This window comes from Actinoplanes sp. NPDC049265 (assembly GCF_043197135.1).
GTDB lineage: Bacteria > Actinomycetota > Actinomycetes > Mycobacteriales > Micromonosporaceae > Actinoplanes.
Genome location: NZ_JBICSP010000022.1, coordinates 84,779 through 111,529, shown reverse-complemented (window position 1 = coordinate 111,529; position 26,751 = coordinate 84,779). Strand labels below are relative to the sequence as shown.

The 26,751-nt window shown below is 71.4% G+C and carries 15 protein-coding genes and 1 pseudogene; 10 read left to right on the top strand and 6 right to left on the bottom strand.

Annotated features, from left to right (window positions below; all coding sequences use genetic code 11):
• Nucleotides 1-4: 4 nt before the first annotated feature.
• Complete coding sequence (locus ACGFIO_RS36920; RefSeq protein ID WP_392834049.1) at nt 5-955, bottom strand: AraC family transcriptional regulator; 951 nt, start codon at nt 953-955, stop codon at nt 5-7.
• A 190-nt stretch (nt 956-1,145) separates the two neighbouring features.
• Here ACGFIO_RS36920 and ACGFIO_RS36915 point away from each other — a divergent pair, with 190 nt between their 5' ends.
• The 7 genes from ACGFIO_RS36915 (at nt 1,146) to ACGFIO_RS36885 (ending at nt 11,389) form a co-directional block, all read left to right on the top strand.
• Nucleotides 1,146-3,878: a family 78 glycoside hydrolase catalytic domain gene (locus ACGFIO_RS36915; RefSeq protein WP_392834047.1), complete on the top strand. Its 2,733-nt coding sequence runs from the start codon at nt 1,146-1,148 to the stop codon at nt 3,876-3,878.
• Nucleotides 3,875-5,203 carry an ABC transporter substrate-binding protein gene (locus ACGFIO_RS36910; RefSeq protein WP_392834044.1) on the top strand — a complete coding sequence of 443 codons (1,329 nt, stop codon included), beginning with the start codon at nt 3,875-3,877 and terminating at the stop codon, nt 5,201-5,203. Before ACGFIO_RS36915 ends, ACGFIO_RS36910 begins: the two co-directional genes overlap by 4 nt.
• The gene (locus ACGFIO_RS36905) at nt 5,203-6,057 is read left to right on the top strand and encodes a carbohydrate ABC transporter permease (protein ID WP_392834041.1); all 855 of its coding nucleotides are present in this window, start codon (nt 5,203-5,205) and stop codon (nt 6,055-6,057) included. The genes ACGFIO_RS36910 and ACGFIO_RS36905 overlap by 1 nt, the downstream gene beginning before the upstream one ends.
• Entirely contained in the window at nt 6,054-6,887 is an 834-nt protein-coding gene (locus ACGFIO_RS36900; RefSeq protein WP_392834039.1) for a carbohydrate ABC transporter permease, read from the top strand. The genes ACGFIO_RS36905 and ACGFIO_RS36900 overlap by 4 nt, the downstream gene beginning before the upstream one ends.
• Nucleotides 6,888-7,074: 187 nt before the next feature.
• The gene (locus ACGFIO_RS36895; RefSeq protein WP_392834037.1) at nt 7,075-8,907 is read left to right on the top strand and encodes an arabinofuranosidase catalytic domain-containing protein; all 1,833 of its coding nucleotides are present in this window, start codon (nt 7,075-7,077) and stop codon (nt 8,905-8,907) included.
• A 76-nt stretch (nt 8,908-8,983) separates the two neighbouring features.
• Entirely contained in the window at nt 8,984-10,120 is a 1,137-nt protein-coding gene (locus ACGFIO_RS36890) for an amidohydrolase family protein (protein ID WP_392834034.1), read from the top strand.
• Nucleotides 10,121-10,252: 132 nt separating this feature from the next.
• Complete coding sequence (locus tag ACGFIO_RS36885) at nt 10,253-11,389, top strand: amidohydrolase family protein (protein ID WP_392834032.1); 1,137 nt, start codon at nt 10,253-10,255, stop codon at nt 11,387-11,389.
• An 87-nt stretch (nt 11,390-11,476) separates the two neighbouring features.
• Here the strand turns inward: ACGFIO_RS36885 and mptB are convergent.
• Together mptB and ACGFIO_RS36875 are read right to left on the bottom strand one after the other, a co-directional pair.
• Nucleotides 11,477-12,808: pseudogene (gene mptB, locus ACGFIO_RS36880) on the bottom strand (polyprenol phosphomannose-dependent alpha 1,6 mannosyltransferase MptB); the annotation flags it as partial.
• Nucleotides 12,809-13,015: 207 nt separating this feature from the next.
• Entirely contained in the window at nt 13,016-13,627 is a 612-nt protein-coding gene (locus ACGFIO_RS36875) for a GNAT family N-acetyltransferase (protein WP_392834030.1), read from the bottom strand.
• A gap of 113 nt (nt 13,628-13,740) precedes the next feature.
• On the opposite strand from ACGFIO_RS36875, the gene ACGFIO_RS36870 reads away from it, so the two are divergent.
• Nucleotides 13,741-14,688: a helix-turn-helix transcriptional regulator gene (locus ACGFIO_RS36870; RefSeq protein WP_392834028.1), complete on the top strand. Its 948-nt coding sequence runs from the start codon at nt 13,741-13,743 to the stop codon at nt 14,686-14,688.
• 109 nt (nt 14,689-14,797) lie between these two features.
• Nucleotides 14,798-15,943, top strand: a complete 1,146-nt coding sequence (locus tag ACGFIO_RS36865) for a glycosyltransferase (protein ID WP_392834025.1) — start codon at nt 14,798-14,800, stop codon at nt 15,941-15,943.
• On the opposite strand, the gene ACGFIO_RS36860 is transcribed toward ACGFIO_RS36865, so the two are convergent.
• The 3 genes from ACGFIO_RS36860 to ACGFIO_RS36850 form a co-directional block, all read right to left on the bottom strand.
• Nucleotides 15,924-16,364, bottom strand: a complete 441-nt coding sequence (locus ACGFIO_RS36860; protein WP_392834023.1) for a phospholipase — start codon at nt 16,362-16,364, stop codon at nt 15,924-15,926. The genes ACGFIO_RS36865 and ACGFIO_RS36860 overlap by 20 nt on opposite strands.
• An 83-nt stretch (nt 16,365-16,447) precedes the next feature.
• The gene (locus ACGFIO_RS36855) at nt 16,448-18,205 is read right to left on the bottom strand and encodes a glycoside hydrolase family 3 protein (RefSeq protein ID WP_392834020.1); all 1,758 of its coding nucleotides are present in this window, start codon (nt 18,203-18,205) and stop codon (nt 16,448-16,450) included.
• Between the two features lie 93 nt (nt 18,206-18,298).
• On the bottom strand, nt 18,299-25,033 hold the full coding sequence (locus ACGFIO_RS36850; RefSeq protein WP_392834019.1) for an RHS repeat domain-containing protein: 6,735 nt from the start codon (nt 25,031-25,033) through the stop codon (nt 18,299-18,301).
• Here ACGFIO_RS36850 and ACGFIO_RS36845 point away from each other — a divergent pair.
• Complete coding sequence (locus ACGFIO_RS36845) at nt 25,010-26,734, top strand: BTAD domain-containing putative transcriptional regulator (protein ID WP_392834017.1); 1,725 nt, start codon at nt 25,010-25,012, stop codon at nt 26,732-26,734. The two genes, ACGFIO_RS36850 and ACGFIO_RS36845, sit on opposite strands and share 24 nt — an antisense overlap.
• The last annotated feature ends 17 nt before the right edge of the window (nt 26,735-26,751 follow it).

Sequence of the window (26,751 nt, the reverse complement as noted above, 5' to 3'; positions counted from 1 at the left end):
CGGCCTAGCGGGCGGGGAGGAGGGCGCCACGGGTGGGTGGGGTGTTCCAGGTGCGGAGGCGGACCGCGTTGTTGGTGAAGCGGGAACGGTAGGCGGTGGCGCTCAGGCCGTAGTGGGCGCGGAAGCGGCGGGCGAAGTAGTTCTGGTCGGGCCAGCCGACCGACTCGCCGATGCGGGCGATGGGCTCGTCGGTGCGCAACAGCTGGGCGGCGGCCAGCTCGACCCGGTGCCGGGCCAGGTAGGCGATCGGTGGCAGGCCGGTGGCCGCCTTGAACAGCCGGACCAGGTAACCGGGGGCGAGGTGGAGCGCGTCGGACAGCTCGGCCAGGGTCCAGCGGTGGGCGGGGCGTTCCTCCATCATCCGCATGGCCTCGACGACGGCGGGGTGGGTGGCGTGCACGACCCCGGCCAGGACGTCGCCGCCGTCGACGATCACGGCTCGGGCCAGGGCGCTGAGGAACAGCGACAGGCGGCCGATGACGTCGCCGCGGAAGAAGGTCATCGGGCGGGTACGCAGGGCGCCCAGCGCGTCCAGGTGGACGACGCACTCGGCCAGGTCGGCGGGGGTCAGGTGGGCGGCGAGGATGCCGCGGCGCTGGCCGGAGTAGGGGCCGCTCCACAGCAGATAGCCGAGCAGTGGGTCCTCGCGCGTCCAGGACAGTTCGTGCTGGAGGAGCTCGACCGAGAAGCAGCAGTTGTACATGTCGAGGTGGCGGCAGTCCTCGTAGCCGTGCCAGACGCCGGGGCGCAGCAGCACGACGTCGCCGACCCGGGCGGGCTGCCGGCCGGCCAGGCTGTGGTGGACGCCGGTGCCGGAGATGACCAGGGCGACCTCGACGAAGCTGTGGGTGTGGGTGGGTACGACGCCGTCGTGCCGCCAGTGGCCGGCGTAGGCCACGGCGCCGTCGATGAGATGCATGAGATCGGTTGACGTGTTGACCGGCAACTCGCTCATCGGCCGAGTATAGGGCGGTCCCGGAACCGGTCCCAGGTGAACTTCGTGCTAGTTCCGGTCAAGTCCGGGCTATCCGGTCGTGAGCTGGGCCACGCAGGATCGGGAGACCACCGCAATCCCCCCGACATCTTCCGGAAAAGCCTCATCAACATTTCCGCCGTCGTAATGAATCGTTTCAGGAGGCAGCGGCATGCCCCACCGGCTCCGCTTCGAACACCAGACCGACGCGCTCGGCATCGGCACCCCCGCGCCCCGGCTGTCCTGGTGGAACGACGAACCCCAGACCGCGTACGAGCTGGAGATCACCCGCAACGACGAACCGGCCCGGACATTCCGGGTCGCGTCGGACGAGCAGGTGCTGGTCCCGTGGCCGGCGGCGCCGCTGAGGTCCCGGGACCGAGTCAGGGTGCGGGTGCGGATCAACGACAACCCCGGGTGGAGCGAGTACGCCGAAGCCGAAGCCGGCCTGCTCGACCCGGGCGACTGGACGGCCCGCTTCATCCAGGACGTCCGGAACGCCGAGGCACCGATCCTCAGCGCCACCGTCGACCTGCCCGCCGGCGCGACCAAGGCCCGGCTCTACGCCACCGCCCACGGCCTCTACATCCCGCACCTCAACGGCCGGCGGGTCGGCGACCACCAGCTCGCCCCCGGCTGGACCGCCTACCAGCACCGGCTGCGCTACCAGACCTACGACGTCACGGGACTGATCCGCGCGGGCACCAACCGCCTCGACATCCAGCTCGGCAACGGCTGGTACCGCGGGCGCCTCGGCTTCCGCGACCAGCGGGCCGTCTACGGCGACCGGATCGCCCTGCTGGCCCAGCTCGAGGTGACCACCGGCGACGGGCAGGTCCACGTGCTCGCCACCGACGGCTCCTGGACCGCCCGGGCGAGCACCGTGACCGCCAACGACCTGTACGACGGCCAGACCACGGACCTGCGCCGGATCGCCGGCGACACCAACCCGGTCGAGGTCGTGGACGCCGACCTCGGCCTGCTCGTGGCGCCGGACGGACCACCCGTACGCGTGACCGAGGTGATCCCGGCCCAGAGGATCTTCGCGTCGAGAAGCGGCCGGACCCTCGTCGACTTCGGACAGAACGTCGTCGGGCGGGTGCGGCTACGGGTACGGAACGGGCAGAGCGGCCAGGAGATCGTGCTGCGACACGCCGAGGTGCTGGAGGACGGCGAGCTCGGCGTGCGCCCCCTGCGCACCGCGAAATGCACCGACACCTGGATCCTGGCCGGCCCCGACGAGGTCACGCTCGAACCCGAACTCACCTTCCACGGCTTCCGCTACGCCGAGATCACCGGCGCCGAGCCGGCCACGGACGACATCCAGGCCGTCGTCATCCACTCCGACCTGGAGCGCACCGGCTGGTTCGAGAGCTCACACGAACTGCTCAACCGCTTCCACGGGAACGTCGTCCGGGGCATGCGCGGCAACTTCCTCGACGTACCCACCGACTGCCCGCAACGCGACGAACGGCTCGGCTGGACCGGCGACATCCAGGTCTTCTCGCCCACCGCCACGTTTCTCTACGACAGCGCCGGCTTCCTCACCAACTGGCTGGCCGACCTGGCCGCCGAGCAGCACAAGGACGGTTCGGTCCCGTACGTGATCCCGGACGTGATCCGCGACGCCGGCCCGGCCGCCACCGCCTGGGGCGACGCCGCGACAGTCGTGCCGTGGGTGGTCTACCGGGCGCACGGCGACGCCGGCCTGCTCGCCCGCCAGCTGCCGAGCATGCGCGCCTGGGTCGACCGGATGGCCGAGCTGGCCGGGCCGGACCTGCTGTGGCAGGGCGGCTTCCAGTTCGGCGACTGGCTCGACCCGACCGCGCCGCCGGACGACCCGTTCCGGGCCAAAGCCGACCCGGACGTGATCGCCACCGCCCATCTGGCGTATTCCGCGCAACTCACCGCCGACGCGGCCGGAGTCGCCGGCGACACCGTGGCCCGGGACCGCTACGCCGACCTGGCCGCAAGGGCCCGCGCGGCGTACGCCCGCGAGTACACGACCGCCGGCGGCCGGGTGCTGTCCGACTCGGCCACCAACTATGCGCTGGCCCTGCGCTGGGGACTGCTGCCGGACGAGGAGCAACGCGAACGGGCGGGGCGGCGGCTGGCCGATCTGGTCCGGGCGGCCGGATTCCGGATCAGCACCGGGTTCGTCGGCACGCCGCTGATGACCGACGTGCTCACCGACGCGGGCGAGCCCGGGCTGGCGTACCGGCTGCTGCTGCAGACCGGCTGCCCGTCCTGGCTGTACGCGGTGACGATGGGCGCGACGACGGTGTGGGAACGGTGGGACAGCATGCTTCCCGACGGGAGCGTCAACCCGGGTCAGATGACCTCGTTCAACCACTACGCGCTGGGCGCGGTGGCCGACTGGATGCACCGCCGGGTCGCCGGTCTGGCGCCGGGTTCGGCGGGCTATCGCACCCTTTCGGTACGCCCGCTGCCGGCGCACACGCTGACGTCGGCGAGTGCGCGGCACCTGACCCCGTACGGCGAGGCCGCGGTGGCGTGGGAGCGGTCCGGTGGCCGGCTCACCCTGCGGGTCACGGTGCCGGTGGGCAGCACGGCCACGGTCGAGGTGCCCGGTGGTGACATCGTCGACGTGGCTCACGGCGTACACGAATGGACCGTCGACGACCCGTACGCGGAAGAACCCGGCCTGCCCACCGGAGCGACCATCCGGCAGCTGATGGACCACCGGCCCAGCTGGGACCGCGTGGTCGCCGCGGCGGCCGAGGCCGGCGTCGCCGCCGACGAGGCCGCCCTGGCCGGCCGCCTCGCGCGCTACCTCGACGCGCCCTCCACCGACCTGGCCGACGTGGCCACCGGCCGCGGCTACATCCCCGGCGCACAGGCCTTCCGCACCGCCCTGGAAACCCTTCTCGAGAGGTCGATATGAAGTTTCGCGTGATAACCGCCGTGGCGCTGGCCGCCGCGACGCTGGCCGCCGGGAGCGCGTGCAGCGCCGGCAGCCTCGGTTCCAGTGACGACAACGGCGGCGACGGCGGCAAGGTGACCCTGTCGCTGCTGGTCGACAACTCCGAGGACACCGTCCGCACCGGCGAGCAGCTGGCCCGGGACTTCACCGCCAAGAACCCGAACATCACGGTCAAGGTGGAGACCCGCCCGGCCGGGACCGAGGGCGACAACATCATCAAGACGCGACTGTCCACCGGGGACATGACCGACGTGTTCATGTACAACTCGGGTTCGCTGTTCCAGGCCATCGCGCCACAGAAGAACCTGGTCGACGTGAGCGACCAGCCGTACGCGGGCAAACTCGACGACAACTTCAAGAAGACGGTGTCGGCCGGCGGCAAGCTCTACGGCGTACCGTGGGGCACCTTCTCGGCCGGCGCGATCATGTACAACCGCGCCGTCTACGCCCGGCTCGGCCTGCGGGTGCCGAAGACCTGGGCCGAGTTCATGGCCAACAACGCCCGGATCAAGTCCGACGGCAAGGCCGCACCGGTGATCCAGACGTACCAGGAGACCTGGACCTCCCAGCTGTTCATCCTGGGCGACTTCCACAACGTGCTGGCGGCCGAGCCCGGCTTCCCCGACCGGTACACCAGGAACCAGGCCAAGTACGCCACCGACCCGGCCGCGCTGCTCGGCTTCCAGCACCTGCAGGAGGTGCACGACGCCGGATACCTGAACTCCGACTTCGCGTCGGCCAAGCTGGACGACGGCCTGCGGATGGTGGCCAAGGGCGAGGGCGTCCACTACCCCATCCTGTCCGGCACCATCGCCACGATCGCCGCCAACTACCCCGACAAACTGAAGGACGTCGGCCTGTTCGCGATCCCCGGCACCGACGCGGCCAAGAACGGCCTGACCGTGTGGACGCCCAACGGCCTCTACATCCCGCAGACCACGAAGGACGCCAAGCTCGACGCGGCCAAGAAGTTCCTGGCCTTCGTGGGCAGCCCCGACGGCTGCACCTCGCAGTCGGCCGGCGCGGCCCCGACCGGCCCGTACGCGGTGACCGGCTGCCCGCTGCCGGCCGACGTGCCCCAGGTGGCCAAGGACATGCAGACCTACATCGACGGGCAGAACACGTCCAGCCTGGCGCTGGAGTTCCTGTCCCCGGTCAAGGGCCCGGCACTGGAGCAGATCTGCGTCGAGGTGGGCTCCGGCATCCGCAAGGCGCAGGCCGGCGCCGCCCTCTACGACGAGGATGTGAAGAAGCAGGCCCAGCAACTCGGGCTGGAGGGCTGGTAGTGGGCCGCCCGTACCCCTACTGGTTCTACGCGCCCGCCGCGGCCGTGTACGGGGTGCTGTTCCTGATCCCGACCGTGCTGGCGCTCTATTTCAGCCTGACCCGGTGGAGCCTGTTCACCAACGAGTTCATCGGCTTCGGCAACTACGCGCTGTTCTTCCGGGAGCCGGCGCTGTTCTCCGGCCTGTGGCACACGCTGGTCTACGCCGTCGTCACGTCCGGCCTGAAGGTGGTGCTCGGCATGGCCCTGGCCATCCTGCTCACCTCGCAGATCATCGCCCGCGGATACCTCCGCTCGGTGGTGTTCTTCCCGACCCTGGTCAGCACGATCGGGGTCGGGCTGACCTTCACGATCCTGATGAACCCCGAACGCGGCCTGATCAACCAGGCGCTGGGAGCGGTCGGGGTCGACGGTCCGGGCTGGCTCACCGATCCGTCGTACGCGTTGCTGTCGGTGGCCCTGGTCGACGTCTGGAAGGGCGTCGGCCTGGCCACCCTGATCTACATCGCCGGCATCGTGTCGATCCCGCAGGATTACTTCGAGGCCGCCCGGGTCGACGGGGCGAGCGCGTGGCAGAACTTCAGGTCGATCACGTTGCCGCTGGCCCGCCCGGCCACGGTCACGGTCGTCATCCTGTCGCTGATCGGCGGCCTGCGGTCGTTCGACCTGATCTGGGCGATGACCCGCGGCGGCCCCGGCTTCACCTCGGACGTGATCGCGTCGGTGATCTACAAGCAGTACCAGGCCGGCTTCTACGGTTTGTCCACCGCCGGCAACGTGGTGCTCTTCATCGTCGTGACGGCCATCGTCTTCCCGCTGTGGCGCTTCCTGAACCGCAAGGAGGTCGAGCTGTGATTTCTTGGAAGAAGCCGAACTATCTGGTGAGCGCCGCCGCGATCCTGGCATCGGTCGTGGTGTTCCTCGTACCGTTCGCCTTCATCCTGCTGACCTCGTTCATGGACCGCGGCCAGGCGTCCGAGCTGACCTTCGCCTGGCCGCGCCAGTTCCAGTTCGTCGACAACCTGATGGCCGTCATCGAGGCCCGCGACTACCTGCTGATCATCGCCTTCATCAACAGCACCATCCTCACCGTCGCCAGCGTGACCATCATGGTCATCCTGTCGGCGATGGTCGCGTGGACGCTGCAGCGCCGCGCCGGCCGCTGGAACCCGCTGGTCAACATCCTGGTCCTGGCCGGCCTGATCATGCCCCCCGCCGTGGTGCCGACCATCTGGGTGCTGCAGCGCCTGGGCCTGTTCCGCACGATGCCCGGCCTGATATTGGTCGAGGTGGCGTTCGGCCTGTCGTTCTGCATCCTGCTGTTCCGGGCGTTCATCGCCACGATCCCCCGCGAACTCGACGAGGCCGCGATCATCGACGGCGCCACCCCGCTGCGCCTGTTCTTCCGCGTGATCTTCCCGCTGCTGCGCCCGGTCGCGATCACCGCGATCCTGGTCCAGTCGGTGAACGTCTTCAACGATTTCGTGAACCCGCTGTACTTCCTGCCCGGCGAGCAGAACGCCACCGTCCAGCTGACCCTCTACAACTTCTACAGCCAGTTCAACACCCAGTACAACCTGCTCTTCACCGACATCCTCCTGGTCACCATCCCCCCGCTGATCATGTTCCTGTTCTTCAATCGCCAGATCGTGGCGGGCATGACCTCAGGCGCCATCAAGGGCTGACTCCTCGCCCCCACCAAGTGGTTGGTGCGCAGAGCAAAGCGCGGCCAGGGGCGGGCGGAGGAGTGAAGGATCGAACATTATTGAACATCGTCGATCGGACATTGACTCGTTCGCGCAGTGGGGCGTAGTTTCCGGATTACGTTCACAAACTTAAATGTTTGTCACACATCCCCGCTGAGGAGCGCCCATGCGCAGACCCCGCTTCTCCCCCATCCCCCGCCTCGCCGCCGTATTGGTGCTGGTCAGCGGCCTGCTTGGAGTGGCCGGCAGTGCCGCGCAGGCGGCCGGGACCGGGCCGTGCGACATCTACGGCTCGGCCGGCACGCCCTGTGTGGCCGCGCACAGCACCACACGCGCGCTGTTCGGTTCGTACAACGGGCCGCTCTACCAGGTGACCCGCGCGTCGGACCGGGCCACGCACGACGTCGGGCTCCTGGCCGCCGGCGGGTACGCCAACGCGGCCGACCACGACGCCTTCTGCAACGGCACCACCTGCTCGATCACGAAGATCTACGACCAGACGGCTCGGCACAACGATCTCACCGTGTCGCCCGCGGGCACCGCGGGACCGGCCGACTATCCGGCCGACGCCAGCGAGATCGCGGTCAGCGCGGGCGGGCACAAGGTGTACGGCATCTGGATCTCGCCGCAGCACGGCTACCGCCGCCGGGCCGCCTCCGGCACCGCGGTCAACGGGCAGCCCGAGGGCATGTACATGGTGGCCAGTGGCACGCACGTCGGCTCGGACTGCTGTTTCGACTACGGCAACGCTGAGATCGAGGTGGCGGACACCGGCAACGGGCACATGGACGCGGTCAGCATCGCCACCACGTGCTACTTCGCGCCGTGCACGGGGTCGGGGCCGTGGGTCGAGGCCGACCTGGAGAACGGCATGTTCCAGGGGGCCAACGGCTCGAACACGGCGAACCTGGGCAACAACAGCACCTACGTGACAGCGCTGCTGAAGAACAACGGGCAGACGACGTACGCGCTGAAGGGCGGTAACTCGCAGTCCGGCGCCCTGACGACGTGGTGGAACGGCGCCCTGCCCAACCGCGGCGGCTACATGCCGATGCACCAGGAGGGCTCGATCATCCTGGGTACGGGCGGCGACAACAGCAACCGCAACCGGGGCACCTTCTTCGAGGGCGTGATGACGTCGGGCTACCCGACCGACGCGGCCGACAACGCGGTGCAGGCCAACATCGTCGCGGCCGGCTACTCGGGGCAGACGAACGTGCCGAACGGCCCACGCGGCACCGTCACCGGGCCGGGCGGCAAATGTGTCGACGTGGCGGCCGACGACACCGGCGTCAACGCGGCGGGGGTGCAGTTGTGGGACTGCCAGACGTACGCGTCGGACCAGCACTGGCAGCACTACGCCGACAACACCCTGCGTACCCTCGGACGTTGTCTCGACATCAACGGCAACGGCACGGCCAACAACACCCAGGTCGAGTTGTACGACTGCAACAACGTCGGCGGGCAGAAGTGGGTGCAGCAGGCCGACGGATCGTTGCGCAACCCGCAGTCGGGGCGGTGCCTCGACTCGCCCAACGGCAACACCGGCAACGGCACCCGGCTGCAGATCTACGACTGCAACGGCGCCGCCGCACAGAAGTTCGCGGTCAACGGCGGCGGGGTGACGACCGCACCGGGCGGGAAGTGCGTGGACGTGGCCGGCGACGACAACGGCGGTAACACGACAGCGGTGCAGCTGTGGGACTGCCAGAGCTACGCCGTCGACCAGCACTGGTTCCACCAGAGCAACGGCGCCCTGCGTACCCTCGGACGTTGTCTCGACGTCAACGGCAACGGCACCGCCAACAACACGCCGGTCGAGCTCTACGACTGCAACGGCGTGGGCGGGCAGGTGTGGCAGCAGCAGGCCGACGGATCGCTGCGCAACCCGCAGTCGGGGCGATGCCTCGACTCGCCCAACGGCAACACCGGCAACGGCACCCGGCTGCAGATCTACGACTGCAACGGCGCCGCGGGACAGAAGTTCGCTCTGAGCTGACCTTCCCGGGCAGACTTCTTGCCCTGACGGCTGCCGGTACGGTCCGGCGGGCCGTGCATTCCTAGGGTCGACAACCATGCGGATCGCGATACGGGCGGCACGGTTGTTCGACGGCACACGGATGCACGGCCCGTCGACCGTCACCGTCGAGGATGGACTGATCACCACGGTCGGCGGTGACGTGGCCGGCGACGTGCTCGACCTCGGTGACGCCACCCTGCTGCCGGGGCTCGTCGACCCGCACGTACACCTGGTCTTCGACGCCTCGCCGACCGCGGTCCCGGCCCTGATCGAGTCCGACGACGCGACGGTGCTCGACCGGATGCGCGTGGCCGCCCGGCACGCCGTGCACGCCGGCATCACGACCGTCCGTGACCTGGGCGACCGCGACTACCTGACGCTGGCCTTGCGTACCTGGCCGGAGGGTCCGGAGATCATCGCCGCCGGACCACCGATCACCACGCCGGGCGGGCATTGTCATTTCCTCGGTGGCACCGCGGCCGGCCCGGACGCCCTTCGCGCCGCCGTCCGCGAACGCCACGAACGCGGCTGTGACCTCGTCAAGATCATGGCGAGCGGCGGCCGGATGACGCCCGGCTCCCCCATCCACGCGAGCCAGTACACCGCGGACGACCTGCGGATCGTCGTCGACGAGGCGCATCGCCTGGGCCTGCCGGTGGCGGCGCACGCACACGGGGTCGGCGCCATCCGCGACGCGCTCGACGCCGGGGTCGACACGATCGAGCACCTCACATTCGTCACCGAGGACGGCGTGGACACCGACCCGGCGCTGGTGAAGGCTCTGGCCGCGGCGCCGGTCGCACTGGGCATCCTGATCGGGACGGTGCCGGGCACGCCGGTGCCGCCGGCGTTCCAGAAGCAGGCGGCCGTCATTCAGGAGGCCTGGCGGAAGCTGCACGAGCTCGGCGCGACCGTCGTGGCCGGCACGGACGCCGGGATCAACCCCGCCAAACCCCATGACGCGCTGGTCTACGCGCCGCCGGAGCTGGTCGACCTGGGCTGGTCACCGGTCGAGGCGCTGAGCGCGGTCACCAGCGTCGCGGCCGACGTCTGCCGCGTGGGCGACCGCAAGGGCCGGATCCGTCCGGGCGCCGACGCCGACCTGCTCGCGGTCGCCGGTGACCCGTCCACGGATCTCGCCCGGCTGCGCGACGTCCGGGCGGTCTTCCGGGCCGGGGTTCGGATCCGCTGACTGCGGTTCGCCGGTGACGAGTGTGAGCGCCCGCACCGCGGCCGGCTCGCTCGTACCGTCCGGGGCAGACTTGTTGCCTGCTTTCCTTGCGGAGCGGTGGCGGCGAACCGCGGATTCCTAGGGTCGACAACCATGCGGATGGCGATACGCGCGGCCCGGTTGTTCGACGGCGCCACGATGCACGGCCCGTCGACCGTCCTCGTCGAGGATGGACTGATCACGGCGGTCACCGGCGAGGTGCCCGATGACGTGGTCGACCTCGGTGACGTGACACTGTTGCCGGGGCTGGTCGATACGCACACGCATCTGGCCTTCGACGCGTCCCCGACCGCTGTCGCGTCGCTGATCGAGGCGGACGACGCGACAGTGCTCGACCGGATGCGGCTGGCCGCCCGGCGCGCCCTGCACGCCGGCATCACGACCGTCCGGGATCTCGGCGATCGCGGCTATCTGGCATTGGAGCTGCGTACCTGGCCGGAAGGTCCGGAGATCGTCGCCGCCGGACCACCGATCACCACGCCGGGCGGACACTGTCATTTCCTCGGCGGAGCCGCGGCCGGCCCGGAGGCCCTCCGCGCGGCCGTCCGGGAGCGGTACGAGCGTGGCTGCGCCGTCGTGAAGATCATGGCCAGCGGCGGTCACATGACGCCCGGCTCGGCGATGCACGAGAGCCAGTACACCCGGGACGAGCTGCGAATCGTCGTCGACGAGGCACACCGCCTGGGCCTGCCGGTGGCCGCGCACGCACACGGCGCCGGGGCGATCGGGGACGCGCTGGCCGCCGGCGCCGACTCGATCGAGCATGTCACCTTCGTCACCGAGGACTGGGTGGACGCCGACCCGGCGCTGCTGGAGGCCTTGGCCGCGGCGCCCGTCGCACTCGGCACCCTGGCCGGGACGGTGCCCGGCGTGCCGACGCCACCGTCGTATCAGGCCCGGGCGGCCGCCATCGGGGAGGCGTGGCGGAAGCTGCACGAGCTGGGCGCGACCATGGTCGCGGGCACCGACGCCGGTGTCGGTCCGGCCAAGCCGCACGACGTGCTGGTGTACGCACCGCCGGAGCTGGCCGAGCTCGGCTGGTCACCGGTCGAGGCGCTGAGCACGGTCACCAGCGTCGCCGCCGACGTCTGCCGGGTGGGCGACCGCAAGGGCCGGATCCGTCCCGGCGCCGACGCCGATCTGCTCGCGGTCGCCGGTGACCCGGTCGCCGACCTGGCCCGGCTGCGGGACGTCCGGGCCGTCTTCCGGGCCGGGGCCCGGGTCCGCTGACCGCATTCCCCGGTACCGCCACAGCACGTACCCGATCACCACCGTCATGATCGGCGCGCCCGGGAACTTCACGTAGCGGGCCAGCCCGCCTCCGTCCGGCAGCACCAGGAACGCGGCCACCCCGGTAGCGATCATCACCAGGTCGGTGCGCGTCGAGGTGACCGCCAGCAGGATCAGCGGGAACATCACGTACCAGGGGTGGAACGAGGGCGCCAAAGCGATCATCGCGGTGCTGGCCAGGGCCGCCCCTCGCAGCGCGGCCCGGATCGGCTGGTCCGACCGCAGCGCACGGATCCACAGCCAGAGCACGGTGCCGGCGAGGAGCACGAGGGCGACGCCGCGTACGGCGGGCACCGCGTCGAAGTCCGCCCAGAAGAGTCGGCCCACGTACGTGGCGGTCATCCCGACCGCTGTCGGTGGCGACGTGAACTGGATGAGGTCGCTGGTGTGGGTCATGCCGGCCATCCAGCCGAGTCCCAGCCCGGTCGCCGCCGTGACGCCGCCCATGGTGGCCGCGGCGACCCCACCGACCAGCGCGAGCGCCCGCACGGCCGAGCCCGCCCGCAGCGGCCTCGGCACCGCCAGCAGGGCCACGAACGGCACCACCACGATCGCCGTGACCTTGACGGCAACCGCCAGCCCGAGCAGTACCCCGGCCAGTGCCGCGATCAGTGCGGTCCCGCCGCCGGCATTCAAGATCACGTTCTCGCGCGCGCGGCCGCCACCTCCCCCGCCCTGGTGGGTGGGCGGCAATGTAGCGCGCGCGTCAGGCGAATCCGTGCCGTCGTCCACAGGCCGGCGGCCGTCCACAGGCCGCCCGACTACCAGAACGGCCATGGCCCCGACCACCGCCGCGATCATCAGCGCGTCGTTGTGCGGCCCTCCGACCAGGTGCGCACCGATCAACGGCCCGGCCATGGCCACCCACAACGCCCGCCGCACCGGCACACCACCACGTCGGGCGAGCGGCGGCAGGGCCAGCAGGATCAGGCCCAGCCCGGCCACCGTCAGCAGCCGCAACACCACTATCACGCCGACCAGGGAGCCGCTCAGGGCGACCGCCGCGGCCGTGGCCAGAACGAAGAGGGGCCCGTACGGGGCGGGTGTGTCGCGCCAGATCGGCGAGACCGCCTCCACCCAGGGACACGGCAGCGTGTCGACGCCGAACGTGTAGGGGCTCAGGCCGTTGGCGAACAGGTGGCCCTGGCAGGCGTACGAGAACACGTCGCGGCTGCCCATCGGCGGCACGAGCAGGAACGGGATGGTCCACAGGAGGATCGTGGCGACCGCCCAGCCAGGCGACGGCACGCGGTCGCGCAGGGTCCACCAGGCCCAGACCAGGCCGGCGGTGCCGAGCAGCCAGCCGCCGAGCACCAGGGGACCGTAGGGTCCCGTGGCGACCGAGAGGGGTGTGGACATCACGTTGCCGCCGGGGTGGGCGCCGCCGAGCACGCCGGCCAGCGCGAGCAGGCCGGCCGCGCCGAATCCGGCCCATCGGATCGTCCCTGGTGTGTACCCCTGGCCCATCGGCGCAGGCTAGCGAGACTGGTCAAACGCCGACGTGAGCGCCGGGTGAATGCCGGGCGAAGGGCGAGTGCGCGGGGGCAGCGGTCGAAGGGGTGCCGGTCAGAAGTCGAGGCGCATGACGTAGCGGCGGGCCGTCGGGTGGGTGATCTCCTTGAAGCCGGCGTCCTCGAAGGCCTGCCGCGGCCCGACCGACAGTTCGCCCCAGGTGATGGTCTTGCCGGGTTGGGTGTTCATCGGGTACGCCTCGAGGGCCCGGGCGCCACGTTCCCGGGCGTAACCGATCGTGGCCTCGGCCAGGTGGTAGGTGAGCCCGCGCCCGCGGTAACCCTTGCGTACGACCATGCAGGTGACCGCCCACACGTCGTGGTCGTCCGGGTCCTCGGTGCGGCCGGCCCAGGGGATGCGGGAGGAGCGATATTTCGGGTACGCGGTGCGCGGCTCGACCGCGACCCAGCCCGCCGGTTCGTCATCGGCGTACGCGATCAGCCCGCTCGTGGCCGGTGCGCCGGGCTGGTCGCAGGCGGTCTGGGCGCGCAGCGACGCGGTGCGTTCCTCCTGGGTCGAGTCGCGCCAGATCCAGCCCATCACCTTGTAGCGCTGGCACCGGCAGCGGCCCGCGTCGGCCGCGCCGAACACGGCGTCGACGTCGGCCCAGGTGGCTTCGTTGGCCGGCACGACGGTGATCTGCCCGGCGGTGTACGGCTCTTTCATCGCGGCGGATCCTCCCCGGTCAGCCCGGCGACGGCCGCCCTCGGCGGGTCGGCGTGGCGAGCGTAGGTCATGGTCACGATGCTAGGGTCGGTTCCGGACGAAAGGCTTCCGGTTTGCAGAAGACGAGTCCGGCGGCGCGCGCGTTGCTGGCGTTGGAGCTGATCCAGAGCAGCCCGGGCATCACCGCCGAGCGGCTGGGCGAAAAGCTGGGCGTGACCGAGCGGGCGGCCCGGCGCTACGCCGAGATCCTGCGCGAGGCGGGCATCCCGGTCGAGTCGGCCCGCGGCCCGTACGGCGGCTACCGCCTGGGTCGCGGCCTGCGCCTGCCCCCGCTGATGTTCAGTGCCACCGAGGCCCTCGGGCTGGTGATGTCCGTGCTCGACGGCCACCACGACGCCAACGACGCCACCGACCCGGTCGGCAGCGCCCTCACCAAGATCATGCGAGCGCTCCCGGAGCCGGTCGCGGCCCAGGCCGAGGCGGTACGCCGGACCGCCGCGCCCGCCCCGGACCGCGGGGCCGCCCGGCCCGACCCGGACATCGCCGCCGCGCTCGTGGGGGCCGTCTCCGGGTGCCGCCGGGTCGGTGTCGAGTACCGCTCCGAGGCCGGTACGCGGTGGACGTCCGAGGTCGACCCGTGGGCGGTCGTCGTGCGGCACGGGCGGTGGTATCTGCTCTGCTGGTCGCACGGGGCGGGAGCGCGGCGCGCGTACCGGATCGACCGCATCGCCCACGTCGTACCCGGCTCCGAGGTCTTCGTCCCGCCGCACGGCCTCGACCCGGTCGCCGACCTCGAGGACCACCTGGCCGTGGGCTGGGAGTTCACCGCCAGCACGCTGATCGAGGCGCCGGCGGCCGAGCTCACCGGGCTGCCGCGCGTCCTCGGCCGGGTCGAGCCGGTCACCGCGACCACCAGCCGGCTGACCGGATCGACCAGCAGTCCCGTCTGGTACGCCGAACAGCTGGCCGTCCTGCGCGCGCCGTACCGCATCGAGGGCGGCCCGGAGATCCGCTCGGCCGCCCGCGCGTTGGGTGAACGTCTCCTCGCCGCCACCTCGTAGCAGACCGGCGAACGTCAGGAGAACAGCTCACACGTTTGTGGCGGGGAGTTGTCCCCACACGGTAAGACCAGCGGTCAAAGGCCAGCCCCCACTCCAAAAGGGTCTTTCGTTGCTGACCGCTACGACCGTGGACACCCGGACCATCGACGTCGTCTACATCAAGGCCGGCGGTGGCCACCGTGCGGCCGCCGTGGCCCTCGACGCGGCCATCCGTGAGCAGGAACGCCCCTGGCGGATCCGCCTGATCGACCTGGTCGACATCCTCGACCCGCAGGACCGGGTCCGCCGGATCACCACCCGACGGCCCGAGGAGTACTACAACATCCGGCTCGAGCGCGGCCTCACCCTGGGCCTGGCGCGAGAGCGGTACGTGTTGCAGGCGGCGCTGCGGATGGGACACCGCGCGCTGGTCAAGCGGATGCAGGCGTACTGGGACGTGAGCCGCCCCGATCTGGTCGTCTCGCTGGTGCCGCACTTCAACCGGCAGATGTTCGACTCGGTCAAGCTGTCCCTTCCGGACACCCCGTACGTGACGGTGCTGACCGACTTCGCCGACCTGCCGCCGGGCTACTGGATTCATCCCCGGCAGGCCCAGCACTGGATCTGCGGCACGCCCCGGGCGGTGCTTCAGGCCCGGGCGGCCGGCTGCGACCCGGCCCGCATCCACCGCACCTCCGGCATGGTCATCCACCCCGACTTCTACCTCGACCAGGCCGGGGACCGGGCCGCCACCATGCGCGAACTGGGCCTGGACCCGGACCGGCCGACCGGCATGGTGATGTTCGGCGGCCACGGCTCCAAGCAGATGCGGGTCATCGCCCGGCGCCTGGCCGACACCCAATTGATCTTCATCTGCGGGCACAACGCCGACCTGGCCGACGCCATCCGGGCGATGGAGTCCTCGGCCCCACGGGTGGTCGTCGGGTTCACCTCGGAGATACGCCGCTACATGCGGATGTGCGACTTCTTCATCGGCAAGCCCGGGCCGGGCAGCATCAGCGAGGCGATCAGCCAGGGCCTGCCGGTCATCGTCGTCCGCAACGCCTGGACCATGCACCAGGAGCGTTACAACACCGAGTGGGTCCAGGAGAACAACGTCGGCGTCGTCCTCGAGTCGTTCCGCGACGTCCGCGAGGGCGTCGGGCACGTGGTCGCCGACCTGGCACGGTTCCGGGCCGCCGTCGGCCGGATCGGCAACCGCGCCGTCTTCGAGATCCCCGACCTGCTGCAGACCATCATGCGTGACCGAACCTGACCGCCGCCCGGTAGTAGGTGGCCGCCAGCACCAGGCACAGTGGCGCGTGGCCGCAGGTCCGTTGCATGTCGCCCAGGAACGCCCGGTCCAGCCGCACCTTGTTCGCCTTGAAGTCGCCGGCCCGGCCGTAGTTGCGGTAGCCGAAGTCGTGCCGGTAGCAGGCGAGCCGGAAGTCGTACCCGAACGGCCGGTCCGGTCCGCCCGTGCAGCCGTCGGTGGACCAGTCGAACCCGTACGCCTTCCAGGCCCCCTTGTCGGCGCGGGCCGTGCGCCACTTGGCGAAGCTCGCCGCGCTCGGCTGCGTCCAGGAGTTCAGCACGGCGGCCTTGTCGGTGGGTGTCGCCGCCCGCGCGGGTAGCCCGGTGCCCGCGACGAGAACGGCCGCGGCGGTCACGGCGAGCAGGCAGGATCGTACGACCATCGGTCTCCTCCGGATCATCTGGTGGCATCGTCCCCACAGATCGGCGGAGAATCCGCTCGTTACGTGCCGTTCACCGGTTCGGGTCAACCGGCTCGATAACTCAGGCCGTATCCGTACGGGTAGAGCGAAGGTATCGCGACCGGCAGCTTCCCGGTCGGATTGACCTCGCCGAACAGCACCCGGGTGAGCGACTCCAGCGACGCCGCCGTGTAGCCGTAACTGGCCAGGTAGGCCTTCACCTCTGCGAAGAGCGCGATGTCGTACGGGTTGCGCACGGCCGTGACGACGACCGGCCGGCCGGTGGCCAGCAGGGCCCGGACCAGTGACTGCTGCGCGGTGTTGGCGTTCATGGTGCTGACCACGATCAGGTCTTGATCGGCGGCCGCGGCCACGGCACCGTCGATCGCGCTCTGCGTCGGCGTCGCGCCGGTTTCGCGTACGGTCACTGTCGAACCGCGCCGGCCGATCGCCGCGCCCAGCGTGCTCGTCGTCGTCACGCCCCAGCCGGTCACCAGCACCTTGCCCGGCCGCTCGACCGGCAGGGCGTCATCGTTCTTGACCAGCGTGATCGTCCGGTCGGTGATCCGCTGCTCGGCCGCCTTGTGGGCCGCGGTCCCGACGACACGCTCGGCCCGGGCCGGGTCGGCGAACGGCCGCCACAGGCCGCGCTCGAGCTTGAGCGTCAGGATCCGGGCGACCGACTCGTCGAGGCGCTGCCGCGAGATGGCCCCGCTGTGCACGGCGGCCAGGACGGCGGCGAACGCGGTGTCCATCCGCGGGGCGAGCACCAGCTGGTCGGCGCCGGCCTGGAACGCCTTGACCGGGGCCACGTCGGGCGGGTAGTCGGCGGTGGCCCCGCCCATGTCGAGGGCGTCGGTGACGATCAGCCCGTCGTACCCCAGTTGCTGCCGGAGCAGTCCGGTCAGGATGGGACGGGACATGGTGGCCGGGGCGCCGCTCGGGTCGACCGACTTGAGCACCACGTGCGCGGTCATGATCGTGTCGACGCCACGGCTGATCGCCCGCCGGAACGGAGGCAGGTCGATCGCCTCGAGCTGCTCGCGGGTGTGCGTGACCTCGGGCAGCCCGAAGTGGCTGTCGACGGCCGTGTCGCCGTGCCCCGGGAAGTGCTTGGCCACGGTGGCGACCCCACCGGCGTGGTAGCCGTCGATCTGGGCGCCGACCATGTCCGACACCAGGGCCGGGTCGGAGCCGGCCGAGCGTACGCCGATCACCGGGTTGGCCGGGTTGACGTTGACGTCGGAGACCGGCGCGTAGTCCTGGTTGATGCCCACGGCGGCCAGCTCACTGCCGATGACCCGCGCCGACTGCCTGGCGTCACGGGTCGACCGGCCGGCGCCGAGCGCCATGTTGCCCGGCATCGCGGTGGCCGGCGCGGTGAGCCGGTAGACGACCGAGCCCCCTTCCTGATCGGTGGAGATCAACAACGGGATGGGTACGCGGCGCCGCAACGCCGCCCGCTGCAGCCCGTTGGACAGCGTGGCGATCTGGCGGGGATTCTGGACGTTGTCCGGCCCGCGCCGCGCGTCGAAGTAGATGACGCCGCCCGGCTGGTACTTGGCGATCACCTGGGCCGGCGTGTCGACACCGTAGAGCGCCTGGTTCCGGGCGGCCGTCGCCGGCGTCACCGAGTCGGCGTCCTGCCCGTACACCTCGACGACGAAGAGCTGACCGACCTTTTCCCGTAGGCTCATCTGCCGCATGATCGCCCGCACGACGCCGGACACCCGGTCGTGCGCCTGGGCGATCCCCGGCGGCGCCACCAGTGCGGTTACCGCGGCCAGGGCGACCCCGGCCCGCCCGATCCACCGTGAACGCATCCCGACCTCCCGGTAACGGCATCGATCCACCCGACTCTATGCCCGCGACCCCCGCGCTGTCCGTCCGGCGCGGGGGTCGGTGGTCGTCGGGGTCTACGGCCAGGCCCACACCCAGGTGTAGCTGGTGCCGCCGGCGTAGCCGAAGCTGGCTCCTTCGGAGGCGTAGCCGACCATGTAGGAGTGCACCGGGCCGTGATCACTGCTCCCGGTCGCCTTCTCGAACATGAGCTGGCCTATGCTCAGCGTCTCGGTCTGGAACGGCCCGCCCTGGTCCCGGACCGAACCGTCGGAGACGTACATGGCGTCGCCCTGACTCGTGCCGAACTGAGCTCCTTCGCTCACGCCGGCCACGGCCCAGGCGCCGATGTGCATGTCCGAGTCGGCGCCGACGCACAACGAGCCCGAGACTCCGACATAGGCCGCGACGCCGCCGTAGGTGCAGACGCCGAGAGTGTAGGTTCCGGCATCCTCACCCGCGCCGCGGTTGGCCATGGCCGGTTTGCAGTCCGACCCGAACTGCAGCCGAAGTGCGCACGCGAGCTGATCCTGGCCGGACGCCGGCGCGCGGTGACGCAGGCCGGTCCTCGGCGGCGGTGAATACGGGCGGATGCCCTTGACGATCGGGGTGCGCTTGCCCATCGCCTTCTTCGGCGCCGGCTTGCGATAGGCCTGCGACGGATCCTTGTGGACGAGTTTCTTGACCGGGTCGGCCGGGCAGGCGTGGCCGTTGCAGGGGTCGCCGGCGCACTCCTGCGGGCCGCGGCAGGTGGTGGTGCCGGTCGGGTCGGTGAAGGTCGCCGGGTTGCCGGCGGCGTAGGTGTAGCCGTCGGCCTGTTGCGGGTCGTCGGGATGAGGTACCGGGTCGGGTGAGATGAACCGGCCGGTGCCGGGCTCGTACTCGCGGGCGCCCAGATGGGTCAGGCCGGTCGCGTCGCGAGGGCCGTCGACGAAACCATGCTGGTCCGGCCAGGCCGGGTCGGTGCCGCGGGGGTTGCCGAACGGGTCGAGGCGGCGGCGCGTCACCGACCGGTCGGTGGCGCTGACGGCCAGTTCGGCGGTGCCGTTGGGGTCGCGGGACAGGAACGAGAGTCCGCCGCCGGTGGAGCGGACCGCGGCCGTGCCGTAGTAGCGCGTACACGTGGTCCCGGACGTGGTGGTCCGGAGCTCGAAACCGGGCAGGTAGGCGGTCGCCCCGGCCGGGTCGCGGGCGATGAGCCGGTTGCCGTCGGCGTCGTAGCGGTACTGCGTCGCGGTGCCGCCGCCGGTCGAGGCCAGGTGCTCCTCGCTGTCCCAGGCGAACGTCAGCGCGGCCGACCCGGACCTGGTCCGGCCGGTGACGTTCCCGGCCGTGTCGTAGGTGTAGCCGTCGGTGCCGGTGCTCGCGCCGGTGGCGGTCACCGTGCTGACCGAGTGGCGGGCCCCGGCCGCCGGATAGGTGTACGTGTGGGTGGTGTCGCCGGTGGCCGCGTGGTCGACCTCGGTAGCCCGGTCGCCGGTGCTCGTCCAGGTGTAGCTCGACCAGTACGCGTCCGGGCCGCCCACGGCCGCCGGTGCCGGGTTCGCCGCGCAGGCGGCCGTGGTCGTCCACGCCTGGGTGAGCCGGCGCAGCGCGTCGTAACGGAAGCACTCGTTGGACGCGGACGCCTCGCCGGCCGTGGTGAGGTTGCCGGCATTGTCGTAGGCGAAGGAACGATCCAGCCTGGTGTTCCAGGTGGCCTGGTCGCGGGTGTCGGTGGTGGCCCGGGTGAGCCGGCCGGTCGCCTCGTCGAACAGGGTGGTCTGCCGGACCTGCCCGGTGCCGGCGCCGAGCACCCTCTCCTTCACCGCCCCGTACCCGTGGTAGGCCGTACTGGCCACCACGGTGTCCGTCCCGGCCAGGGTGAGCGGCCGGCCGGTGTCGTCGTAGGTGGTGGTGACCGTCTCGGCGGCCAGACCACCGGCCGCCGGATAGGTGGTGGTGGCCTCCGACCCGTCCGGCCGGTAGGTGTGCCCGACCGTGTAGGTGCCCGACGGTTGCCCGGCGATGGCCGGCAGCGTCACCGAGACGCCCAGAGGCTGGTACTGGTCGGTGTAGCCGGTGTACGCGGTGGTGTAGCTCTCGGTGCCGCTCACGAACCGGGTCGACGAGGTCAGCTGCCCCTTGGCGACCGTGTCGTAGACCCAGCCGGCCCGTTTGAAGCCGCCGGTGCCGGTGCCGTCGTGCACGGCGGTGCGCCGGCCGAGGCCGTCGTACGCGTACGACAGGGACACGCCCCGCCCGTCGGTGGAGGTGGTCAGCTGCCCGGCGTCGTCGTAGGTCAGGTGTTGCGCGCCGGCCGACGGGTCGCTCGTCGCGGTGACCCGCCCACGCCGGTCGTAGGTGGTGGTGGACTGGTTGCCGGCCGGGTCGGTGGTGGCGGTCAGGCGGCCGAGCCGGTCGTAGGTGTTGTCGGTGTGCTGGTACGTGCCGGCGGCCGGCGGTGTGCCGGTGAGGTACTGCCGGAGCTGGGTGACCTGCCCGGCCGCGTTGAGCAGGGACAGGGTCGCGGTGCCGCCGGCCGGTGGCACGGTCCAGGTGCGGTCACCGTCGTACCCGGTCACCGTCTGGTAGCGGGCGGCGCCGCCCGCGTACAGGGCGTCGCTGGTCTCGCGTTCTTGCCCGTCGTAGGCGAACCGGTGCTGGTTGGGCACCGCCGCGTCGCTGAATGCGGCCAGGGTGGCCGCGGGCGCCCCGGCGGCCCAGAACGTGGACGTGCTGCGGGTGAGGCCCCGGCCGTCGTACGCCGTGTCGTTGATGATCCGGCCCCGGTCGGACGGCTGCGGCGACTGCACCTGCGGCGCGAGAGACTGGGTCTGGCGGAGGCGTTGCCGGCCGTCGTAGAGGGCGAACGACCGGACCTGGTTGCCGTTGGCCGCGAGGGTCCGGGTCGACACCACGCTGGGGCCGTCGGCGCGCAGCGTGTACTCGTACGCGACGTCGGGCACGGTGGTCTGCGGCGCGGTCACCGGGGTGAAGGTGACGGCGGTGTCGTCGGCCAGGATCGGGTCGTCGTCGAGATAGACCTCGCCCGCCGTGCCGGTCTTGTTCTCCACGCCGATGGTGGCGCCGTCGCCCCGCTCGAGGCTGCTGGCCCGGTCGATGCCGGTGTAGTTGAAGGTGATGACGCCGCTGGTCTCGGCCAGCGTGATGGAGAACGACACCGTCCCGGCTTTGTCCCAGAACCCGACGTCGTGGTAGTCGATGACGAACTGCCGGTTGGGCGCGCTGCCCACGGTCTTCGTCTTCACCGTGGACGAGCTGGTCATGTTCAGGTCGTCCCAGAACGCGTAGAGCGCGTTGTTGGGCCCGCCGGTGCTCGGGATCGGGGTGCTGCCGCCGTCGGCGACATGGTCGGTGAACGACAGCAGGCCGTTGGTGGACAGCCAGGCGCTGGTGTAACCGGTGCCGTAGTAGTCGAAGGTGAACGGCAGGGTGATCTGGGTGTGCTCGTCGTCGCCGGTCAGCGGCACAGCCGTGTCACCGGCGACGTACGGCGTGCTGCCGGCGGTCACGGTGTAGCCGGTGGCGGCCCCGCTCGCGGCGTTGTGCGGCTTGTAGACGGTCGTGAGCCGGCCCAGCGGGTCGTACTCCATCCGTGTGCGCCGGCCGTTGGCGTCGACCACCTGCGCCGGCCGGCCCCACCGGGCGTCGACAGTGGTGGTCGTACCGTGGCCGGCCGGGTTGATGACCGTCGTGCGGGTCAGCGGGCCTCCGGTCGCGGGCCGGTAGATCGTGCTGGTCTTGCGGTTGAGCGCGTCGTACGCGCCGGTCACCCGCCCGTAGGCGTCGTACTCCGATCGGCTCGACTGCGCCCAGGTGAGCGCGCTGCCGGCGGCGTCGGCCAGCGTGTTGACCCGGGTCGGCAGGCCTTCGACCGGCGGCGCGCCGACCGTGGCCGACCCGTCGTAGAGGGTCTGCGTGCCGGCCAGGACGTGCGCGCCGGTCGCGTCGTCGGCGCAGTCGGTGGTCAGCACCTGGGCCGCGCGGTCGACCATGCCTGTCGCGTCGTTGTGGGCGTACGAGGTCGAGGTGCAGGTGTCGTCGCCGGCGACCGCGACGTCGTTCTGGTCGGTCTCCAGGTCGACCAGGCCGTTGTCGTCGAACCCGCGGTCGGTGCGGGTCTGCCGCCACGAGTCGTTGGCCTCGATCTTCGTGAACGTGTCGGTGCGGTATTCGCGCAGCATGAACGCGGTCATCGTGCCGCCCGGCCACGACGCGGTCCGGTGCGCGGTGCCACCGTCGACGGTGTCCGGGTCGAGGTTGAGCGTCGGCTGGTGGACGGTCTTGGCCACCACGTCGTTCTGCTCGTCCAGGGTCTGTTCCTCGCGCCGGAAGCCGCGCAGCGGGAACTGGTCGAGCGCGTTCACCCCGGTCGAGTCGGTGACGAAGGCGAACCGGGTGCCCTGCCCGGCGCCCAGGTAGTCACCGTTCATGCCGCGGTGGTAGAGCTGGTGCGAGCGGGACCGCAGGCCGTCGGCCGGGCCGTGCTCGACCGTGACGTCCGAGTACCCGGCGAAGTCGTTCCACGTCCGCCGGGCCAGCGGCACCTGTTCGGCCGCGTCGAAGTGCCACAGCGCGTCGGAGTTGGCGGCGTCGGTCGAGTAGTCGTACGTGGTCCGCTCGTCGGGGCCGCCGCCGGTGAGGTCGTGCTCGGTCACCGCGTCGACGACGTACTTGTGGAACCACATGGTCGTGGCGCCGTCCGGGAAGCATCGGTACGGGTTGTTGTTCTTGCTGATCGTGTCCACGATGTCCGACGTGCACTGCTCCGGGGAGTAGTCCACGTCGGTGACCCCGCCGGTGCCGTTGACGACCTCGTCGAGCCGGAAGTGGTTGAGCTCGGTGCCCGGTGCGCCGAGGACGTGGTTGGCCAGCCGTACGCCGTTGAAGTCCATGAACGGCTCGGCCAGCCCGTCGCCGTCGTGCTCCAGATGGGTCAGCCACAATGACGGGCTGTCACCGTTGAGCGGATCCGGGTACTCCGGGGTCAGATGCCAGCCGTCCACGTCCCGATAACCGCCGGTGGCCGGGTCGAGAATCTGCGTGACGACGGCGGACAGCCGCCACGGGGTCCAGAACGTCGGGCTGGTCTGTACGCACTGGGTGTTCCAGTCGACCCCGCAGACCAGGTCCCACGGGGTGTCCGGGAAGACCTCGCACTTGCCGTCGAAGTCCGAGCAGCGGTTGGCCACGCCGAACATCACCCGCATGGGGGCGGTCTGGGCGCCTTCCGAGCCGGCCCGGGTGCCGTATTCGATCTTGGCGAGGTGGGTGGTGATGTCGTACGCGTAATTCTGGGTCGCGTTCCAGTTGCCGTACTTCCCGACGTACGCCTCGTACGAGTAGGTCATCGAGTTGCCCCGCGGGTCGACCACGTAGTCGAGGTTCCACCGGTACGTCCACGTGCACCCGCGCCCGGACGCCGACGACGACCGGTCGTAGCAGGGCTCGCCCGGGTTGTTGCCGTAGACCAGCACGTTCTGGGTGCTGTCGGTGTGCTGCGGATCCCCCTCGTACCGGCGGTTCAGACCGAAGAAGTACTGGGTGCCGTCGACCTTGGTCACCTTCCAGTACTCGCCGGTCGTGTCCCCGTTGCCCCGCCAGGAGGCGCCGTCGGTCAGGAGCTCGACCCGGGAGCCGTCGTCGGCCTCACCGCGCCACCGGCCGGTCGCGTCGTCCTTCACCAGCCGCGTCGAGTGGCCGCCGAGCACCATTGTCGCGTTGCTCTGGGTGTACCAGCACAGGTCGCCCGGGTTGGCCGTCGAGCCGTCGTCGCCGCAGCGCTCGAACGACCGCTCGACGAAGTCGTTCTGCAGGTCCCAGCCCTCACCGGCCCAGGAGGTCTGGTTGTTGGTCGAGGTCGTGCGGCCGTCGACCGAGCCCGACGAGTAGCGCATGGCCAGATCCGGGGCCGGGCCGCCGAGCGACGGCGGCACCCGCAGCGGGACGTTGTAGGTGAACTCGCCGCCCTGGTCGCCGGCGGCCCACGCGTAGGTCGGGGACAGACTGGTGGCGGTGTAGGTGCCGGCGTCGGACGACGGGCCCGAGGCGAGGGCGTACGCGGCCGCGTCCGACACCTCGAGGACGTCGGTGGAGACGACGTCGGCGGTCCGGACGTTCACCGCGCCCGGCACCGGCGTCTGCGTGCGGCACTCCGCCCGCGACGGGGTGGTGAGCGCGCAGGCCGGCAGCTTGACCAGGCGAAGGCGGCCACCGAAGTCGGCGCCGTACGCGTCGGCGAAACCGGCGTAGCCGATGTCGGCGGCGATCCGCGCCGGCCCGTGGGCGTCGTCGGCGCGGACGGCGGTGAACAGCACGCCGTCGACACCGGCCTTGGCGGTGAGGTCATGACCGGCGACCGAGACGCGTACGGACGACGGGGCGGCCGGGGCGGCGGGCGGCGCGGCGGACGGCCTCGCGGGCGGGGCGGCGGGGCGCGGTTCGGCGGGGTGGCCGGTGCGCGGGGTGGCGGCGGGCGGGCGGAGGCTCAGCGGCAGGCCACCGATGCGCGCGGCGCCTTTCGTGCCGGCCCTGGGCGCGACCCGTGCCGCGCCCGCGCCCGGGCCCACGTCGACCACCGCGGTGCCGCCGGACGGCCAGGCCGTCCCGCCCCGATGCCATCGGGGCAGGTGCCGGGCGGGTGCGCGGTGGGCCTTGAGCGAGGAGACCGGCACCGGCCGGTCCGCCCGGGCGGACGGCGCGGCGAGCACCGGATCAGGGATCCACGCCATCGGCGCGAGCAGCGCGACAATGGCGGCGATCTGGAGCAGAAGACGGATGCGGGCATGGTGGAACGGCCGAGCCGACATGCGATAACCCCCGTTTGCAACCTGCGGGGCTCCACAGTGGTCAGCTTGCCGACCACCGTCTTGACCCCGTCCATCGGCGTCGACGAGAGTTGCAGTCGGCACTCACGCAAATCTCCGCCGATCGTCAAATCGCCTGCTCACGATCCGTTGTGGAGGCCCTCGTTGCACTTCCAGGTATTTGATGGAGTCGATGTCTACCGGGATGGCGCGCGACTCGATGTCGGCCCGCGGCGGCAGCGTTGCGTACTCGCCGTGCTTTTGGCCGAGGCCGGACGGCCGGTCTCGGTGGCGCAGCTGATCGACCGGGTGTGGGGTGACGACGCGCCGCAGCGGGCACGCGGGGCTCTGCACAACTACATCTCGGGCCTGCGCCGGTCACTCGCGCCCGACGCGGGCATCGACCGGCGCCCCGACGGCTACTGCCTGACGGTCGACCCCGGCCAGGTGGACATGCACCGCTTCCGGCGTCTGCTCGCCGCCGGGAAGCGGGACGACGCGCTCGCTCTGTGGCGCGGTCGCCCGTTCGGGTCGCTGGACACACCGTGGCTGAATGGCGTGCGCGCGTCCCTGCAGCGGGAGCGGCACGCGGCCGAACTCGACCGCAACGACGAGGCGCTGGCCGCCGGCCGGCACGCCGACCTGGTGCACGAGCTGGCCACAGCGACCGAGACCGACCAGTTCGACGAGCGGCTGGCCGGGCAGTTCATGCTGGCGCTGTCCCGCAGCGGGCGCCCGGCGGACGCGCTCCAGCACTACGCGACGGTCCGGCGCCGCCTGGCCGAGGAGCTCGGCCTGGACCCCAGCCCCGCACTGCGGGCCGTCCACCTGGAGATCCTCTCGTCCGGCGCCCGGCCGCCGGCCGCACCGTCCGCCACGTCACCCACCCCCGCCACGCCTACGTCACCCGCCCCCGCCGCCACGGCCATTACCGACGCCACGCCCAGATCACCCAACCCCGCCGCCACGCCTACGCCGCCCGCTCCGGTCGCCGCGCCCGCGTCGCCCACGCCGGCCGGGCCGGCGCCGGCCCTCCCCCATCCAGCGCTCCCGCCGCCGGCTCTCCCGCCGGGATTGGTCCGGACGGGGTCGGTCCGGCCGGGCGTCCGACGGCTGTGGCTGGCCGTCGCGGCCGTCGCGGCGCTGGCGCTGGCCGCCTTCGCCGGCGCCACCGTGCTGCGACCGGAGCGGCCGGCCGTGGGCACCGCACCCAGTCCGGCGGCGCCGTCGTTGCCCGCCCGCCTCACGCCGCTGACCGGCGACATCAGGGACGGGACGGTGGTGGCCATCGTCAGCCGCCGCTCGGCGACCACGGTGGCGGAGTCCTACGTGGTGGACATCGAGAACTGGTCGACCGACCCGGGCGGCCGCGCGCACCTGTGGCACTGGCGCGACGACGGTGACTTCCGCAACCAGCTGTGGCGCATCCGGAACCGGCCGGACGGCAGTCATCACATCGTCAACCTGCTCAGCGGCGAGTGCCTCTCCGGCGCGGACGGGGCCGTGGACGTGGTCCAGCAGAAGTGCGCGGCCACCGCCCCCGATCAGCTGTGGACCTTCGACGCGACCGGCCGGGTCGCCGACAACGGCGGCACGCGCTGCCTGGACATCCGCGAGGGCCTGCTGCTGGAGGACACCAGCCTGCAGGTGACACCGTGCGGCACCGCCTGGAGCCAGAACTGGATGCTGACTCCCCGCCCCTGACCTCGCGGAATGACAAT

Coding starts and splice junctions, on each gene's coding strand:
- ACGFIO_RS36855 (WP_392834020.1), bottom strand. CDS start 18,205: ATGCGTTCACGGTGGATCGGGCGGGCCGGGGTCGCCCTGGCCGCGGTA.
- ACGFIO_RS36860 (WP_392834023.1), bottom strand. CDS start 16,364: ATGGTCGTACGATCCTGCCTGCTCGCCGTGACCGCCGCGGCCGTTCTC.
- ACGFIO_RS36875 (WP_392834030.1), bottom strand. CDS start 13,627: ATGAAAGAGCCGTACACCGCCGGGCAGATCACCGTCGTGCCGGCCAAC.
- ACGFIO_RS36895 (WP_392834037.1), top strand. CDS start 7,075: ATGCGCAGACCCCGCTTCTCCCCCATCCCCCGCCTCGCCGCCGTATTG.
- ACGFIO_RS36845 (WP_392834017.1), top strand. CDS start 25,010: ATGGTGGAACGGCCGAGCCGACATGCGATAACCCCCGTTTGCAACCTG.
- ACGFIO_RS36920 (WP_392834049.1), bottom strand. CDS start 955: ATGAGCGAGTTGCCGGTCAACACGTCAACCGATCTCATGCATCTCATC.
- ACGFIO_RS36910 (WP_392834044.1), top strand. CDS start 3,875: ATGAAGTTTCGCGTGATAACCGCCGTGGCGCTGGCCGCCGCGACGCTG.
- ACGFIO_RS36850 (WP_392834019.1), bottom strand. CDS start 25,033: ATGTCGGCTCGGCCGTTCCACCATGCCCGCATCCGTCTTCTGCTCCAG.
- ACGFIO_RS36885 (WP_392834032.1), top strand. CDS start 10,253: ATGCGGATGGCGATACGCGCGGCCCGGTTGTTCGACGGCGCCACGATG.
- ACGFIO_RS36890 (WP_392834034.1), top strand. CDS start 8,984: ATGCGGATCGCGATACGGGCGGCACGGTTGTTCGACGGCACACGGATG.
- ACGFIO_RS36915 (WP_392834047.1), top strand. CDS start 1,146: ATGCCCCACCGGCTCCGCTTCGAACACCAGACCGACGCGCTCGGCATC.